This is a genomic window from Weissella sagaensis (assembly GCF_005405285.1).
Classification (GTDB): domain Bacteria; phylum Bacillota; class Bacilli; order Lactobacillales; family Lactobacillaceae; genus Weissella; species Weissella sagaensis.
In genome coordinates this window covers 29,431-46,424 of sequence record NZ_BJDT01000011.1, presented here as the reverse complement: position 1 = coordinate 46,424, position 16,994 = coordinate 29,431, and the positions used below count along the sequence as shown (strand labels likewise).

Here is a 16,994-nt window from a genome sequence, read left to right as displayed (position 1 = left end):
TACTAAATCCGCACCTAACGACTTCACAAATTCAGTGTTATTTTCACTAGCAGTAGTAGCAACAAAAGCGCCAAATATTTTTGCTAATTGGATTGCAAAGATACCTACGCCACCTGCACCACCCTGGATAAGTATTTTTTGACCAGCTTCTAAATTGAGTTGTCTTAACATTTGTAAAGCTGTTAAGCCTGCCAGAGGAACTGCAGCTGCTTCTTCGAAACTAATATTTTCAGGCTTCAACGCTAGTTTATCCTCTTTTACAGCCGTATATTCTGCATAAGATCCGTTCGTACCAATAGGATCTATATCTGGCCGAGCAAATACCTCATCTCCAATTTTAAAGCCTTGTACTTTATCTCCCAAAGCAACAATTTTTCCAGCTAAGTCCCAACCTAATACTACTGGAAATTGCCATTTAAACATTGATTGAAGTAAACCTTGACGAGCTTTATAATCAATCGGATTTATACTACTAGCAAAATTTTTTACTAACACCTCATCCTCTTTTAGGATAGGCTTATCTATATCAGTAACCTCAAGTTGAGTTACATCACCATATTCTTTAATAATAGCTGCTTTCATTATTATTCTCCTAAGCTAAATACTGGGCAATCATAGGCAACAAGATACCAGAATGTGTCGGAAAGGCAAAAATTTGATTTTGAATATCTTCAGAAGTGTATTGATGATTTATTACCTGAACAAGATCATTAATGATCTCTGGCGCGAAATCGCCAATTATCGAAGCACCTACTAATCTTTTGTCTTTATTGAGAATAATTTTTATCTTGGCATTTTCATCATTCAAAGTCTGAAAACGCATAAGTTTACCATATGGTATTTCGTATATCTTTAATTGTTGGTCATTTTTTGCCATACCAACTGTGACACCAACTTGAGCTAATCGCGGCAGGGTAAACGCAACCGATGGCACAACAGGATATTTTATAGGATTAGAATCACCTAATAAAATTCTAGCAATGTAGTTTGATTCAAACGTTGCAGTTGGTGTAAGGCGCGGTATTAATTTATCTATAACGTCGCCACTAGCATAAATATTTACATTAGACGTTTGTAGATAGTCGTTAACAGCGACACCATGATTGTTATATTCAACGTTAGCAGCATCTAATCCAAGATTTTCAATATTAGGTATACGTCCAGTTGTATCCATCACGTATTCAGTCGTGTACTTTTTTCCTTGAGCTGTTTCAAGAATATACTGATTATTTTCTGTCGAAATTACTTGAGAAACACGCTGATTAAAGTCAAATTTAATACCCCTATTAATCATATCTCTCACAACTTCTTGCGAATATTCACTATCAAAACCAGAAAGTGCATGATCACTATATTCAACTATAGTCACCTCACTACCGGCAGCACGAGCAATTGATGCAAATTCCATTGCAATATACCCTGCACCGATAAACACAATTGAATGTGGCATTTCTGATAATTCCAAAAAATCAGTACTATCATGTAATAATTCATTACCAGGAATAGGTAATTTTGCAGGTTTTTGTCCTGTAGCAATAACAAATTTATCTGCTTGGTATGTTATATCATTTACCATCAATGTTTTTACATCCGTAAATTTGGCATGTCCTGAAATAATATCAATACCATCTACTGAAAGCATATGTGCAAGGCCTTCGGACAACGGATCAATTACCTTATGTTTGTATGCCATTAATTCTGGCCAAATAATATTTGGTGTTTCATCAATTCCTATTCCATGATAGTGATGCAAATGATGGATTAATTCTGCTGGACCATCTAGCAAGATTTTAGCGTTACATCCAAAGTTGGTACAAGTACCAGCAACTTTATTTTCTTCTACCAAGGCAACTCTTTTACCAGCTCTTGATAAGGTTTGTGCTCCGTGCCATGCTGCATGACCACTCCCAATAAATATTACATCATAGTTATCCATTTAATTGATCCTCCCGTTTACGAGCTAAAATCATTTTCTGTAATGTCTCGTTTAAAACTTTATTTTCAGAAATAATTGTAGATACTGGTTTGGTACTAGTTGCAATCAATTCATCTCGTATAATTGCAATATTCAATAATATTTGTTCAAAAACTAAACGCTTTGATTCTGATATTTTCAAATATTTTACACGTCGATCCACTTCACTAGGTACCTTGATAAGCCATTTTTTACTAACCAATCTATCAATTACTGGTGTAAGTGTATTACTTGATAGATCTAATGCTTTACCGACATCCATTAACTTAGCAGATTTATTTTTATAAACGATAAGCAATGACATATACTGCAAGTAAGACAAGTCATAATCTCCTAGAACCTCTCCATATAAATGATGAAAATAACGATTTGTAGTATATACAGACAAACACAATTCATCATACAGTGTATCTTTATTAGACATATATGATCTCCTTTCTGATAATTATATCGTACACGACATAATCATCAATATCAACTTTGTAACAAACCGTTCTTATAATTATTTAAAATGCTTATCTGATTTCTTCTAAAAATACTGATATTTAATATCTTCTTATAAAAAAAAGCCCACTAAGTCATTCTTTCAGAATAACCTAGTGGGCTTGATTTTATTTAACTTCAGTTAGTGTTCCTGCATCCTCCCACACGTTGCCATAACGTGTTCCAAATGCAATTCCGTTCTTATCAACACCAAGTACTTCAATCCGATCAGAATGTAGTCGGAAGTAATCGCCAACTGCCAATTTTTGACTAGCAGTTTTCTTACCATTCTTGTCGACCTTATCGACTGATGCAACGCCTAGTCCATTAGTGATCCAATTGATATCCTTACCGCCAGCAAGTTCATAGTTAACAACCTGCCACATACCATTGACATATTTCATGGCATCTACTCGATATGCAGGACGACCCTTGAAATGCTCACCAACATGTAAGACCTGATCGGGCTGGTTCACAGTTGGCTTAGCACCTGGTTTTGTAGTCGCTTGCGCCTGAACAGTTTTTTCTGACCAATCAAGAAGCAATGTTGAACCGTCCAGTCCTAATGACTTCCAATTGTTAGTGTATTGCCAAGCAATCACCCCGTCTACTGATGGGAAGTAGTTAAAATCTGGATATGACGTTCCAGGATAACCAGCTATCCAAGTTACATTAGGAAATGCTTTATTAACGGCAGCATGGTTAACATGTTCATTAATGAAGTACTTACCAGTGTAGAACCATGGAATAAAGCCAGCATTCTTAACGTCTTGCATAAAAGCAATAATTGCATTGGCATTGGCGTTCTTATTGGTACCGGTTGTGGCAGCATCTTCATAGTCCAGCGCCAAGATTGAGCCCTGAGCTAGTCGTGCCTTTGCTTGTGTAAGGAAATACTTAGCTTCAGCATGAGCATTTGCAACATTGCAACCAAACATTGCGTAATGATAACCGGCAGTTTTTAGTCCTGCTTGATCAGCGTGATTCACTTGATTAGTTGCTTTAGGGTTAATGTAGCCTGTCCCCTGTGTAATTTTGACAATTGCTGCACCAGAGCCCTTAGCTTTCAATCCTTGGAAGTAAGCCAATGTATCGGGTTGATAATTTGCCACATCATTAAATTCAAATTTAGTCATTAGTCTTACCTCCATGTAATGTTGAAACTGCCAATTCAATTACTGCATCCAATTGCTTACTATCAAATTTTAATCCCAGCTTATTAGCATTCAGTTTGTTAGTTAAGAAATTCAAAGCAGATTGTTTCTTTTCTGCTGATCCTTGTAAATGTGTTTCTGCATATTGCACCGCCTGCATTGCCCACTCGTTCAATAGTAACAAATTTTTATTTTTCGTATGGGCAACAAAAAAACGGCTTGCTGCGTGTGCAACTGCCGTTAATACTCCCGTGCTCCAAAGAGCTAACACCCATTCACTAATATGATTAATGTTCATTTTCTAACTTATCCTCCAATTCTTTAATGCGTTGCGTCAATTTTTCAATAGATGCATGTGCTTTTTGCAACTCTGCTGTTAGTTCAGCATTTTGTTCAATCAGCTTATTGTTTGATTTCATCAACTCGTTATACATCGTAATAAAATCTTTATCAGCTGAGACAGTTTTAGCGACATTCATTTTCCAAATGGCCAACACTCCAGCCACTGAGGCGGAAAGAAAGCCCAATAAAGCTGTCCAAGTAGCTTGACTCATTAACCTACCTCCGTACTTTAAACAATGTATTGTCAGTCAACAAATCAATCAGTATTCTGACTAATAGAAACATCAAACCAAGCGGAACCAATGTAATGTGAAGTATGTTCAGATCACTCAACAAAAATGCACTCATCATCATGCCCACGACGCCTGCTGCAGCTAATCGTGTCACTTCACGGATGTAGTACCAAGTAATGTCCCAAACCGATTGCACTATCATTGCTACACCAATTGCTATAACTATTAAACGAAAGCTAGGTTGCGCCACCAATTGAAATGATGCTGGAATATGGACATCCAATACAGAAAAACCGATACTAAACATAAACGCAACGGTTATCAGCTCAGCACCGGTTATTATCCAGAATCTATTTTTTATAATATGTTTAATCATCAAATTAAATGTTCCTTTCATGTTACTTGATCCAATACGTCGAAGCTCTTGGCTCGGTCCATAAATTGTTAAATGCATCAGTCTTATTAGTTAATGTATGACCGGCGTAAATGCCAACTTCACCATTTGTATCGAACACGAAATCAACATGTACTCCAGTGTTGTTTGTCACTTTATCTACACCAGAAGATGATGCAGATGAAGCATAAGTTATAATACCTGGATTAGTAATATTGCTAGGAATGTTACCAATTTTAAGGTATGTAGCTCGACTTTTTGCAGTTAAATTGTCAAACGCACCATGTATCGATACCTGTACGCCAACAGCTGTTTCATAGAATTCAACAATGACGGATTGATATTTAATACTAGCAGATGTAGCATTACTACGACTTGATACATTGCCTTGCAAGACGACATTATTTTTAAATGTTGTGCTTCCAGAAAATGTATTGTTACCGCCAATAGTCTCGTTACTAGATTTGTGGACGATATCTGAATCATTTGAGGCTTTGACGTTTATATCTCCCGTTCCGTTAAAATTAACACCATTAATTTTACGTGCAGTCTTCAGTTTATCTGCGGAACCTGCATTTCCCGACACGCTACCACTAATAGTTGAACTAAATGTTTTAGTGCCTGTTATATTCTCATTACCCGAGTTATGAACTACAGCTGAATCTTGCGCAACAAGGCCACTATTACTAGGTAATACATTTACCCAACTTTTCCCATTATAGTTTTGTAAGTATCCACCTTGGGTCATTCGCCACATTGCATTATAACTATTATTATTTTGAAAGTTAGGTAAGAAATAAATAGATTGGTCAGATGCCACAATCATGTCTTCAGAACCAGGGTTCACGGATGGAATAGCAGTTGAATCTATGGTTCCATCTTTAATTTTATTAATAACATTAAATGGAGATTCACCACCACCTATAACTGTTAATCCACCTGAACTTAATGCGATACCTGCACCATAACTATCTTGTGCATAATATGAACCCATTCTTCTGACAATCGTTGAATCGCCGCTTGAATCTTCAAATTCAAGTATTGCAGTCTCATCTGTAGAAGTTACCTCTTTATAAAAATAATTAGCTTTTGAAATACCATTAACAGTCAAAGTATTGTTGAATGTCTTATAACCAGAAATTGATTCATTGCCAGATTGGTGAACAAGGTTACTATCATTTGCTGCATTAACACTGATATCTTTTGTTCCATCAAATGCAGTTCCATTTACCTTGCGAGCCACTTGCAATTTAGTTGCTGATGCTGCGTTTCCTGTGGTGTTTTGATTTCCAGCAGTATTAACTCCTGGTAGATTGATGTTACTGCCACCATCGAAACTAACACCACCAATTGTCCTAGCAGTACGTAATTTATCAGCCGTGCTTGCGTTTCCGGATAAATTACCGTTAATAGCGGAACTGAAAGTTTTGGTACCAGCCAATGTCTCATTTCCAGATAAATGGACTAATTCCGCATCATTAGCAATCTTTTCCCATTGAACAGTACTGCCTGATGTGTAGCCTATATAAGCATCCATAGTTTTTAATCCATAAAGCAATAAAAGGCCACCATCTTCAGAATTATTATATGGAATCACCTCCATAACTCCCCACTGGTTATCACCAATTGGCAGCCCACTCACTTGACCAGTATAAATTCTCCACTGACCTGCATATGTTGCCATTTTAGTAATTAAATCACTTAACTCACTAAATGGAGCAGTTCTATTCGAAAAAGCTCCTTCAATTTGTTTACTAAATTTTGCGGTATCTGAAAATGTTTTAACGCCTGATATAGACTCATTACCAGTCTTATGAACTGCAGCACTATCAATTTTGTTATCTGCATTAGTACGATTAGTAGTTTCAGTTTGCACTTGTTTTTGGGTATCACTAACTGCTTTTGTTAGAGTTGCATCTGCAGATGAACGAGCCACACTTTCACTGTTCAATCCACTATTCACGGTATTAAATTGATTGGTTAGCCCTACATCTGCAGCTGATCTAGCACTTGCCTCTGAGGCTAAATTATTTGAAAGACTTGTATCTGCAGCTGAACGTGTTGTTTTTTCAGTATTAAGGGCAGCAGTGGCTGAACTATCCGCTTGCGAACGTGCGGTAGCTTCAGCTTGAATAGCATTTGCATTTATAGCGTCCCCACTTTTACGGTCAGAAACTTCTGTTGTTAGAGAATTGTTAATAGTCTTGTCTGCATTAGTACGATTAGTGGTTTCAGTTTGTAAATCAGCCTGAATTGCCACTGGCTTACTATTAACAGTTGGCACTTTAGTGAAATTAAATTGTGCATTTAATGTTTGATCAATGTCTTCAATAACAACCTTCCAAGATGTAAATGTATCAGATTTAATGTAATTACGTATATATGTTTTATCCGTCTTTATATCGTTAAATACTTGAATATTACCGGTGGAAATAAGCGTGTACTGTTCTGATGTTCCACCTGGCTTATTGCTGGTAGTCTTCGTCTCTAAAGTCGATAAATAGTTACCATTTGTAGTCAGAGTATTTAAATCAATATTTGCAGTAATTTGGTGAATATTAATGTAATCAACTGTATTGGCATTGCCCGATATCGAACCAGTAATTTTTTGCTTGAATGTCTTAATACCATCAATGATTTCATTGTTAGTTAAGTGAACAACCTTTTTATCTACTGATAATGGTGCCACTTGGTCTTTAATATAAGCAACCAAAGCATTGTAATCAGCAACCGTCAACATTCCAGCAGTTTGTGTGTTGATCGTGATAACAGATGTATCAGAAATTGCAAAAGAAACATCTAAGGCAATTGTTTGAACCTGATTTCCACTGAATGCTGGCACATTGGTAGCTTCATTGGTGTTAATATAACCTAACACGAAATTAGTCTTGTTAAACGTCCCTACAAGAGCGATTCCTTGTAGATTATAATCAGATGTTAAATCCGCATTATCAATCTGCAACCGAGTTTCAACCGTGTTGCTTTGTGCTGATACAGTTCCAACTGACTTAATTTGCTTAGGACCTAGTGATGAAAGTTGCGTGAATACCAAAGTATCCGTTAACTTTGTCGCAAAAGTATAAACCTGTGTGATATCAATACTGCCTTTTGCAGCAAGTACTTCAGTTAAGGTATCTTTACCTTCAGTGGTGAATTTAAAATTCGTAAATTTATTTGCCATCTATTACTCCTCTCCTTTGACCTCGTATGTGACAGTAGCAGATGTTAAGCCACGAACAGATAACACAGCATTAGAATTATCAACAAAACTCACTTCATCTACTCGGACACCAGCAGCAACACCATTTTTAATTCGTTCCAAAATATAATTTTGTTCAAAATCAGAGCGGGCCCATTCTAGTGGAATATTGCTAATTCTAATTGCCAATGGCTCACCGTCATTCAGAGTACCGTTTTCATATTGTCGCAATGATTCAATTCGAATTTTATCTGGCTGAATGTCTAACGAACGTGCAATCATATTGATTAAGCCATTGATCGTTGAATTACCCATATTGGTCGCTTGCTTAGACCTAATCATGATACGGTAAAAATCATCATCTGCTGATCCACGTTGCTGATTAAATTGATCACCAATTCTATCTAGCGCCTTACCGTTTGCTTTATTGATGTCTCGAAATGCTTCAATTGTTTGATACAAACCAATTAGTTTTTGAAATGTCGCATTTAGCCATTCCGCAAAAGTAATTGTATCTGCCGCAAATCTATTAATTGGACCAGGTAATTTTGATAAAAACAACTCTTTAAAATCATGCATTTTCTGTCACCACCAAACTATCTGCAGTTGTTACTGGAATAGCAAATTGCTGTAATTGAACATCAGCCATTGCTAAGTCATCCTTGCTTGAACCAATTCTCACTTCAATAACATCAATTCCGGGAACTTTGTCATAAACGTATTTATACAAATATGAAAATCTAACAATGCCCCCCATTGGCACTTTGGTTAGATAATCATTAACTGCATTTTTAATTTGTTGAATACCGTCTGTCTCAAAATCTAGATTAGTTTGCGCATCAATTGACACGTAAATCGCGCTTTGTTGTGCATAATCAAAAGCAATGACGTTATCGCTAAAGCCAGCGTTATCCGTCATTGCTTTCTGTTTAGATCCAACTGTTTGAATACCTGCTGACACAGAATTAAACAGAGCATCAGCAATCTTTTCTTCATCTCCGCCATCGACATACACATGAATCGTCTTAGGTGGATTACCAAATTCATCTTTAGTTAAAGTATTATTCTGAACCACTTGCACCGTTTTGACACCATTGACGGCCATAATAGCTGAAATAATGCCATTGGCTGGACTTGATGGTCGTGTATCATTCGCAATTCTAATTCGATTGGCCAACTCTAAATCTGTTTCAGAATCTGCACCGGATTCGACAGGTTCAGTATTGGTAACAGAAATAATATCCGAAGTTGGTTCAACTTGATAAATAATCGTATTAGTTGGTACATTGTAGGTTTTACCAACGTCAGCTGCATAGGCAATAGTAGTACCTGTACCATCAACTGAAAATATTAAATCATCAGCCGTCTGAAATTGAATACCTTCTGCCGTTTTAAATAGTGTATTAGCCGGCAAAATATAGCCTGGAGTTCCAGTGAATGTTAATTCAGTTATGGCTTGTGCTGCTGGATTACGATAAATCCCGTAGTTAGCTGCTAACTTATCCAAGGAAACACCTGTTGCTGTGCTTAGAAATTGGGCATTATAAACTTTTTCTGCAAGTTGATAGAGTATATTCATAAAATAAGCAATCAATCTAATAAAGACACCAGCAACTGAATGTGAACTTGTATCAGAATCACTACCAAATAGTTCTAACCATTTTGCCGTTAAATCGCTTATCAGCTCTTCATATGTGGGCCGAGTAAAACCATTATCATCCAACATTTAGCGCTACCTCCGTTTTTTTCGCTTCCCCATCAACAGTTAAGGTTAGTTTGGCCAAAGCTGTACGTTTATAGAAATCAGGCACTACCTCAACGCTTAGTACTCCAATACGATTATCTTGTTCTAATGCATCGTGAATAGCCTGCGTTGCATATCTCGCATTAAAATTTTTCTCTAACAAATCAGTTCGATCCAACCCTAATTCTGGATCACCAATAAACTCGCCTAATTTTGTCTCTAGAATTATTCGTATCGATTGCAATACTTCATCTGATCTATCAATAATCGTTTTAAAATCTAGACCACCATTTTTGTCTAAATAAATATCTCGCATTAATAAACCTCCACAATAAATGAATCATTCAAATCATGCAGTCGCTTTGCAGACAATTTAAATGTGTTACTAGAACCGTCAAAATTAGCGATTGATCTGTCCATGAAAAGCACCACTACAACATCCCCAATTTCTATAAAATCTCGCTTTGTTTTACCTACATGAACACCAATTAATTGGGCACGTTTTTTACCTTCAGACGTAAGTGCCAATGGTTGAACTTCTGCCTTCTTTTTATCATCATATAAACGAGTTACTTTACCTAATTGCGCAACGTTTAGCGTTGCTTTAATAGTGTCTGGTAAAACTTTTAAGAAAAAAGCGACATCATTGTCACGCATTTTTGGCCTTTGTCCAGTATCTGCCATTTACTTCACCCCTAACTCTAATGATGTAGTGGGACTTTCACCATCAAATGTATGTTCACCACTCAGTACTGCTGCCCAAACATCTACAAATTCACTCTTTAAATGAATATGTTCACCAGTTGTGATGCGATAATTCAAGATTGAATCCGCTGAATAACTGTATCGACCTAGCCCATCGTTGTCATCATCTTCCACCCAATCATCATCACGTCTTTCCATTGTTGGGGATGAGATAAGGCCAGTATTATTAGCCAGGTAAAAATTACCCGTCACTTTATCGTCATATAGCCAGCGCATAGTTAATTGACCACGTCGATAAAATAATGCTGCTCGTGCTTGTTCAGCTACGTCACTAAGTGCATCAAAAGGTGAACCGTCTACCGTGTACCCCTCTTTGAACACGTAATTACGTCCTAATGAGACGAAGTTCAAATTAATACCTGTTGTTTGCACGATTTTATTGATGATTGTCTTAGCAGTGGTTCCTTCACCGAACGTTAACGAAACATGCTTTAGTTTGCGATACTCTTTGCCTTCAACCACTCGCAAAGTGTAATTTAAATCACCACCTTCACGACTTGGTACGGTTGGCCTGAATATTTCGCCGTCAAAAATAACACCCACATCACCATGGTAACCAGCTTTAATAACAATTCGATTTCCCTGAGCAATGCGATTAAAACTAATTTTGCTCATGTTCCAGATGGTTACTTCCCCAACGCTTCGATCACTTGTATTATCAAATGGCAAACTAAATTCAATATCCATTGATTGGCTTGAATTATTGTTATGAACATATTTCAACGTTCCGCCATTGGTGTATATTTCAACATACACTTCAAACAAATATTGCATTGTCACAGCCATTACATCACCTCATCATCTTCAAAAGTCATCAGGTACAAGAATACCGTCCGTCCAAAATTATCAGACGTGACGGTATTTTCTTTGTGTGAAATATCAAAGGGGACAATATCAACTTGTGGTATCTCTGGCTTGGTAAAATCTCGCCATAAGCGCTGACCATATACTAAGCGTTCACCAGTAATGATTGGTTCATACGCATTGTTGAATAGATCAACAGTATAAAACTGACCTTCATCATTAAAGTCAAAACGTAAATAAACATTATCACCAGCTAACTCAATTTCAAATTCCTCAGGTAGATTATCAATATCTACATCAATATATGAACGTTCTTCCATTATTTAACCCTCGCTCTAACACCAATCGGAATACGTCTATCTGGCCAATGATTCCAATTTCTAAGCGTTTGAATTGGTGTGCCATATTTCACCCACCACCCCCAATAAGTGTTACCAGGTCGAACAGTGACATATACAGCACCACTTGGCTTAGCTTGCTTTTTCCCTGAATTTTTAGCCTTTTTCCAATAAACATTGACGGTGTAAATCGCAATCAAGGAAATGTTGAATTTAACAGCATTCTTATAACCACCTTCATCATAGGTCTTTTCCAAATGGCTAATTAACATATTATTATGACGAATCGCACCTCGAAATTGTAATAACGTACTTTGGTGGAACCAGGTTAATAACTGCATATATTTATCATCAACTTCTGATTGATTTTTACCGATAATTTTACCGCTAAATTCAAAAGTTTTACTTTCCATTTGCGCATGATCTGTTATTGGCGACCCATTTTCAACAGGATGCGTAGCAACCGTATTTTCTAATTGCTCATTTTCGGTTTCAACAGACAATACAACGGTTTTACCTTTTGCATCAGTTAATTTTGCCATAACTACACCTCCTAAATCGTTTGTGCTGGCATAATTGTCAGTAACTTTTCACCAATAGTATTAGCAATCATGTTGGCATCATTTGCCGAGGCATTACCATTAATATTGACAGTCACGTTAATCGTGCCACCTTGTTTAAAAGGCTTTGCACCACCAGTACCCTTTGCATAATGTGGGAACATCTTCTTTGTGTCATCCCCATTTAATACTTGTGTACCAGTTGGCAATGGCACTGTTAAGTTACGTTTCTTAGGGAAGATACCTACTAGTCCGTCAGGTAACATAAAGGCTTCACGCCAATTAGATGTCTTAGAATCGTTAACCAAAGCTAATCCACCTGGATGAGCACCACTCTTATTAGTTCCTTTAGCATAATGCGGTGTTAATGAAGCAAATGCACTTTTGGCACCAGTTGTACCTTTGGCTAATTTACTTGCTCCCTTTCCTTTTACATTAGCTGTGATTGTAACAGTTTTTGAGTGCAATGAATTAATTGCTGAGGCTAATGAACGAACCTGTGATGCTGCCGAGCTAGCACTTGAACCAATTTTGCTCATTGATGATGCAATTCTTGAAGTTGCTGACTGAGCTGCCGATACGGCACGGTCAAACCCTGATTTGAGTGCTGTACTAATTTTATTAGCACCAGACTTTGCCGAACTAGCTGCTTTATTCATACCACTAGTAATCGTGTTAGTTAACTTGTTCATAGCACTAGTACCAGCAGTAGAAGCCTTTGATAATCCACTTTTAATTGCAGATGATATTTGATTAGCACCAGAACGTGCTGCACTCTTAGCTTTGCTCATTCCACTCGTAATAGAACTACTAAACTTACTCATAGAGCTACGGCCAGCAGATGAAGCTTTATTCATTCCTGATCTAATTGAACTAACAATACCATTTGCACCAGAACGTGCTGCTCGCTTGGCTCGGTTCATGCCACTTCTTACTGAACTTGCTAATCTATTGAAACTACTTTTTCCTGCATTTCCAACACCTCGTAGACCTGACTTTACAGAATTAGCTATACCTCTTGCTCCTGAACGAGCTGAGCGCTTAGCTTTATTCATGCCACTTCTTACTGAACTTGCCAATTTATTAAAGCTACTCTTGCCAGCATTTCCAACACTTCTTAAACCAGATTTCACAGAACGTGCTATACCCTTAGAACCAGAACGTGCTGCTCTTTTAGCTTTATTCATGCCTGACTTAACACTTGATGAAAGTTTATTAAATGAACTCTTACCTGCACGACTTACACCACGTAACCCTGACTTAATTGATCTAGTAATTCCCTTAGACCCACTTCTAGCGGCTCGTTTAGCCTTATTCATACCACTTTTAACAGATGAACTTAGCTTATTAAAAGCTGACTTAGCTGATTTTCCAATATTCTTAAACTTCAACGCACTAGTAATGCCCTTTGCACCTGATTTGGCAGCGCGCTTGGCTTTGTTCATACCTGATTTAATGCTTGAAGCAATTTTGCTCATTGAGCTTTTACCAGATTTTCCAACACCCTTAAATGCTTTACCGACTGACTTACTAAACTTACTTGTTGATTTGCCAGCCTTATCAAATGCCTTTTTAAATGAACTACCAATTGATTTACCAGAATTTTTACCATTCTTACCCGCATTTTTTAAATGCTTAGAAGATGCCTTGGTCGACTTGTTAGCACCATCAGTTTCCTTCTTTGCTTTATTAGCACCTTTAGACCAGCCAGTGATTTTCTTTAACCAATTTGGTGCTTTCGGAAACTTAATTTTAGGCATTTTAAACTTCTTAAACGGGCTGCTCTTCATAAATTTTGGTAATTTAAAGTTCTTAAATGGATTTTTAATTTTAGGCATCTTAATCTTAGGCATCTTCCATCCCTTAAATGGATTCTTAATGTTTAGCTTTGGTAGTTTCAAACCTTTTGTGATATTAGGCATTTTGAAACCCTTAAACGGATTGGATAGTTTTGGCATTTTAAACTTAGGTAATTTAAAATCCTTAAATGGATTACTAATCTTAGGAACCTTTAGTCCTTTAGTAATATTTGGTAGTTTCAAACCTTTGAACGGATTACTTAGTTTAGGAAGTTTAAAGTTCTTTAGTGGGTTACTTAGCTTAGGCATTTCAAATTTCAATTTAGGTAACTTAAAACCTGACAACTTGTCTTTTATATCCCAAAATTTAATACTTGCTTTTCCAAATAAATCAGAGGCACCCATCTTGGTTTTATCCCATAAACGACCAGTGCCCTCCTTTAATCCACTCCATTTGTCACCTACCCAGTTTTTACCTTTATTATAGCCACCACTGATTTTATCTTTCGTATCCCAGTAAGCAATGCTGGCTTTACCATACAGGTTAGAAGCACCCATCTTGGTTTTGTCCCACAAGCGACTAGTGCCCTCTTTAATACCTGTCCACTTACTTCCAACCCAAGAGCCAGCCTTACCGCCTGCCCATGATCCTAAAGCACCACCAGCTATAGTTCCAACTGGTCCCAAGAAAGAACCTAATGCAGCACCCAATGTTCCACCAACACCGCCACCAATACCTGAACCAACACCTTTGTATCGTCCTGTAGTACCTGCTTTGTTATTCTTTAGAGCACTGAAAACATCAAAACCGGCAAATAAGGCATTTAAACCACCAGCACCACGTTTACCAATAGCACCAAGTAATTTACCTGAACCACCCAAAAATTTACCAAGTCCTGTTTTACCGAATTTTGAAAGTAACCCAGCTCCGCCAAGTGATAACTTACCTATTCCTGAAGCACCACCCATTAGTAATTTCCCAAGACCGCCTTTAAGACCACCTTTACCTGCAAGTGATGCACCCTTTAAGAAAGTTTTATCAATAATTGAACTAAACTTTGAATTAGCCAACTTCTGGCCAAGCGTAAACTTGCCAGTTCCTGATACTGCGGATCCATTGACATAATCACCACCAACTCCTGTACCATAACCATTACCATTCATTTTATTTGCCGCTGACATCATTGTATTAGCTGCGTTCATCATAGTACCTGCGGCAGTATTCTTAGCACCATTACCAAAAATTTTTGATAAAAGGCCACCAATTACAGGCACTTTACCTAACAATTTACCCGCTTGACCAACGACACCCTTGAACAAGTTCCCAACCACAGGCAATTTAGAAGCACCTTTTAGAGCTAGCAACAAGGCAGATACTTTACCAGCACCATTACCAAAGCTGTCCATTATCTTACCACTACCTTTTGGCAACATGCCTTTGAACTTGTTGATAGCTGAACTAACGAATTGACCTGCACTTGATAATGCGTCACCTATGCTGTTAATTTCTTTCATGAAACCATGAGCGAACCCACTAGCTAATGGTTTAATGGTACTCCATCCACTTTTTGCAACACTTGCAATGGCACTAATTCCGGTACCAAGTGAATTAGCTACCGAAGCTAGTCCATCAGCTGCACCATCTGCCATTTTTATAATACCGTCATAATTGGTAAACGCTTTTGATAAATTACCAATTAAGTTACTGAAACCACCACCTTTACCAACGGCTTTACCAAAACGATCCATAATTTCAGATCCAGCGTCTAACGCTGCGTTAGTACCAGAACGTAACATACCGGGTAAAGTCGAATTGTAGCGTTCAGAAGCCTTACCAATACCACCAGAATTACCGTACTTATCAATCGCACGAAATGCTGTTTTCGCAGAAACTTGTTTCCAATCATAGTCACTACCTGTTTGGTTTTTGCCCAGTTTGTGTCCGGTTTCCTTTTCGTATTGCTTACGAATAGCACGAACCATTTTACCATCAAGCAAACGCAAAGACTTAATTTGCATACCTGACACTTTACCAGTATCTCCAATATTACCAACAGCTGTTCGGAATCGTTGCATTTCACCTTGCGTTAAGGCGTTCGCATCTTGGATGTTGAACATTCCTTTCAACATTGAGTTGGTTTTTTTAGTGTTACCAGAATATTCACCAGCATCCGATGAATAGATTTGCTTGGCAATTGCATTACCTTCTTCAAAACTATTACCCGCTTTTAAACTGGTTTTCATGATCGCGTTATTGGCAGCTACTGACTGTTGAGTTAATCGCTTACCAGAGATACTACTATGTGCATCTTGAATTGATGTTGCCCACATTGCTTGACCGTTCTGACGTTCTTTTAACACGTCGAAACTTCCAGTTGCTAACTTGCTAACACCGCCTGCTGCTGCCATTACGCCACTAGCAATTAGCATTGAAGGACCAAACATTGATAAGCCAGTGCCTAATGCTTCTCGAATGCGACCAGGCTTCTTAGCACCTGCTCGGCCAGCAATCATTGCACCATTTGAGCCACCAGCGCCGTACATAGCAGCTTGTTTATTAATCTGATTAGTTTGAGCAGCATATTTTTGAGTTAAAGCTAAATCTTTTTGTCTTGCTGATGCCAATTTGTCAGCTTGAGCAACTGATTTAGCAATTGCCGCTGTTTCTTTTTCTTGGGCACTGGCAGCACGAACAGCATATTGTTCAGCCTTAGATTGCGCTTGTGCTACTTTGGCCAATCCTTCAGCTTGTCGTGATTGTGCAGTTGTAGCTTTAGCGGCCATTTCTGCTGTTTTTGATTGTGCTTGTGCCAACTTTTCAGCATTTAGTAAAGACTTTGTTGAAGCTGAATCACCTTGTTTGGCTGCGCTCGATTGTCTCTTATAAGCTTCAGTAACTTTATTTATATTGTTAACTTGATTACCGTATGTATCAGCGGCAGAAGCCCTTTTTTGTACTTCTGTCGCTGTTTTTGCTGCGCTTGATACTCGTTTATATGCATCAACTACTTTATTGGCTTCTGTAACGACCTTACTAAAGCCTGATGCCATATTTGAGGCACGAACAGAGCTCAGTGAACGGGCAGCTTCGTTAAGTTCTTTAATAGCAGAACTAGCTTTCTTCAGTTCTCCTAATCCACTTACTTCAGCTTGTGCTTTAATTGTTGTGGTATATCCCATTAATTCCACCACCCTTTCAATATG

The 16,994-nt window shown here is 37.8% G+C and carries 16 protein-coding genes; all 16 read right to left on the bottom strand.

Annotation, left to right across the window (positions count from 1 at the left end; genetic code table 11):
• A partial coding sequence (locus tag FFM55_RS08965; protein ID WP_137600961.1) for an NADP-dependent oxidoreductase occupies nt 1–582 on the bottom strand: 582 nt, incomplete at its 3' end.
• A gap of 10 nt (nt 583–592) precedes the next feature.
• On the bottom strand, nt 593–1,936 hold the full coding sequence (locus FFM55_RS08960; RefSeq protein WP_137600960.1) for a dihydrolipoyl dehydrogenase family protein: 1,344 nt from the start codon (nt 1,934–1,936) through the stop codon (nt 593–595).
• Nucleotides 1,929–2,399 carry a transcriptional regulator, SarA/Rot family gene (locus tag FFM55_RS08955; protein ID WP_042493123.1) on the bottom strand — a complete coding sequence of 157 codons (471 nt, stop codon included), beginning with the start codon at nt 2,397–2,399 and terminating at the stop codon, nt 1,929–1,931. Before FFM55_RS08955 ends, FFM55_RS08960 begins: the two co-directional genes overlap by 8 nt.
• Before the next feature lie 187 nt (nt 2,400–2,586).
• Nucleotides 2,587–3,594, bottom strand: coding sequence for a GH25 family lysozyme (locus FFM55_RS08950; protein ID WP_170999688.1), 1,008 nt, complete (start codon nt 3,592–3,594; stop codon nt 2,587–2,589).
• Nucleotides 3,587–3,910, bottom strand: a complete 324-nt coding sequence (locus FFM55_RS08945) for a phage holin, LLH family (protein ID WP_137600958.1) — start codon at nt 3,908–3,910, stop codon at nt 3,587–3,589. The genes FFM55_RS08950 and FFM55_RS08945 overlap by 8 nt, the downstream gene beginning before the upstream one ends.
• The gene (locus FFM55_RS08940) at nt 3,900–4,166 is read right to left on the bottom strand and encodes a hypothetical protein (RefSeq protein WP_042493126.1); all 267 of its coding nucleotides are present in this window, start codon (nt 4,164–4,166) and stop codon (nt 3,900–3,902) included. Before FFM55_RS08940 ends, FFM55_RS08945 begins: the two co-directional genes overlap by 11 nt.
• A 4-nt stretch (nt 4,167–4,170) precedes the next feature.
• The gene (locus FFM55_RS08935) at nt 4,171–4,494 is read right to left on the bottom strand and encodes a hypothetical protein (protein WP_137600957.1); all 324 of its coding nucleotides are present in this window, start codon (nt 4,492–4,494) and stop codon (nt 4,171–4,173) included.
• Between the two features lie 91 nt (nt 4,495–4,585).
• Complete coding sequence (locus FFM55_RS08930) at nt 4,586–7,762, bottom strand: pyocin knob domain-containing protein (RefSeq protein ID WP_137600956.1); 3,177 nt, start codon at nt 7,760–7,762, stop codon at nt 4,586–4,588.
• 3 nt (nt 7,763–7,765) lie between these two features.
• A complete protein-coding gene (locus tag FFM55_RS08925) occupies nt 7,766–8,359 on the bottom strand; it encodes a hypothetical protein (RefSeq protein WP_137600955.1) in 594 nt (197 codons plus the stop codon).
• A complete protein-coding gene (locus FFM55_RS08920) occupies nt 8,352–9,506 on the bottom strand; it encodes a baseplate J/gp47 family protein (protein WP_137600954.1) in 1,155 nt (384 codons plus the stop codon). The genes FFM55_RS08925 and FFM55_RS08920 overlap by 8 nt, the downstream gene beginning before the upstream one ends.
• Nucleotides 9,496–9,840 carry a GPW/gp25 family protein gene (locus tag FFM55_RS08915; RefSeq protein ID WP_042493130.1) on the bottom strand — a complete coding sequence of 115 codons (345 nt, stop codon included), beginning with the start codon at nt 9,838–9,840 and terminating at the stop codon, nt 9,496–9,498. Before FFM55_RS08915 ends, FFM55_RS08920 begins: the two co-directional genes overlap by 11 nt.
• Nucleotides 9,840–10,208 carry a hypothetical protein gene (locus tag FFM55_RS08910; protein ID WP_042493131.1) on the bottom strand — a complete coding sequence of 123 codons (369 nt, stop codon included), beginning with the start codon at nt 10,206–10,208 and terminating at the stop codon, nt 9,840–9,842. The genes FFM55_RS08915 and FFM55_RS08910 overlap by 1 nt, the downstream gene beginning before the upstream one ends.
• A complete protein-coding gene (locus FFM55_RS08905; protein WP_137600953.1) occupies nt 10,209–11,075 on the bottom strand; it encodes a phage protein in 867 nt (288 codons plus the stop codon).
• Nucleotides 11,075–11,413 carry a phage baseplate plug family protein gene (locus FFM55_RS08900; protein WP_042493132.1) on the bottom strand — a complete coding sequence of 113 codons (339 nt, stop codon included), beginning with the start codon at nt 11,411–11,413 and terminating at the stop codon, nt 11,075–11,077. Before FFM55_RS08900 ends, FFM55_RS08905 begins: the two co-directional genes overlap by 1 nt.
• The gene (locus FFM55_RS08895) at nt 11,413–11,973 is read right to left on the bottom strand and encodes a LysM peptidoglycan-binding domain-containing protein (protein ID WP_042493133.1); all 561 of its coding nucleotides are present in this window, start codon (nt 11,971–11,973) and stop codon (nt 11,413–11,415) included. Before FFM55_RS08895 ends, FFM55_RS08900 begins: the two co-directional genes overlap by 1 nt.
• Nucleotides 11,974–11,984: 11 nt before the next feature.
• Entirely contained in the window at nt 11,985–16,970 is a 4,986-nt protein-coding gene (locus FFM55_RS09985) for a hypothetical protein (protein ID WP_240006021.1), read from the bottom strand.
• Between the last annotated feature and the right edge of the window lie 24 nt (nt 16,971–16,994).

Excerpts from the sequence above, each read along its gene's own strand:
- FFM55_RS08955 (WP_042493123.1), bottom strand. The coding sequence starts at position 2,399 with ATGTCTAATAAAGATACACTGTATGATGAATTGTGTTTGTCTGTATAT.
- FFM55_RS08935 (WP_137600957.1), bottom strand. The coding sequence starts at position 4,494 with ATGTTTAGTATCGGTTTTTCTGTATTGGATGTCCATATTCCAGCATCA.
- FFM55_RS08900 (WP_042493132.1), bottom strand. The coding sequence starts at position 11,413 with ATGGAAGAACGTTCATATATTGATGTAGATATTGATAATCTACCTGAG.
- FFM55_RS08930 (WP_137600956.1), bottom strand. The coding sequence starts at position 7,762 with ATGGCAAATAAATTTACGAATTTTAAATTCACCACTGAAGGTAAAGAT.
- FFM55_RS08905 (WP_137600953.1), bottom strand. The coding sequence starts at position 11,075 with ATGGCTGTGACAATGCAATATTTGTTTGAAGTGTATGTTGAAATATAC.
- FFM55_RS08945 (WP_137600958.1), bottom strand. The coding sequence starts at position 3,910 with ATGAACATTAATCATATTAGTGAATGGGTGTTAGCTCTTTGGAGCACG.
- FFM55_RS08895 (WP_042493133.1), bottom strand. The coding sequence starts at position 11,973 with ATGGCAAAATTAACTGATGCAAAAGGTAAAACCGTTGTATTGTCTGTT.
- FFM55_RS08940 (WP_042493126.1), bottom strand. The coding sequence starts at position 4,166 with ATGAGTCAAGCTACTTGGACAGCTTTATTGGGCTTTCTTTCCGCCTCA.
- FFM55_RS08950 (WP_170999688.1), bottom strand. The coding sequence starts at position 3,594 with ATGACTAAATTTGAATTTAATGATGTGGCAAATTATCAACCCGATACA.
- FFM55_RS08920 (WP_137600954.1), bottom strand. The coding sequence starts at position 9,506 with ATGTTGGATGATAATGGTTTTACTCGGCCCACATATGAAGAGCTGATA.
- FFM55_RS08925 (WP_137600955.1), bottom strand. The coding sequence starts at position 8,359 with ATGCATGATTTTAAAGAGTTGTTTTTATCAAAATTACCTGGTCCAATT.
- FFM55_RS08960 (WP_137600960.1), bottom strand. The coding sequence starts at position 1,936 with ATGGATAACTATGATGTAATATTTATTGGGAGTGGTCATGCAGCATGG.
- FFM55_RS08910 (WP_042493131.1), bottom strand. The coding sequence starts at position 10,208 with ATGGCAGATACTGGACAAAGGCCAAAAATGCGTGACAATGATGTCGCT.
- FFM55_RS08915 (WP_042493130.1), bottom strand. The coding sequence starts at position 9,840 with ATGCGAGATATTTATTTAGACAAAAATGGTGGTCTAGATTTTAAAACG.
- FFM55_RS09985 (WP_240006021.1), bottom strand. The coding sequence starts at position 16,970 with ATGGGATATACCACAACAATTAAAGCACAAGCTGAAGTAAGTGGATTA.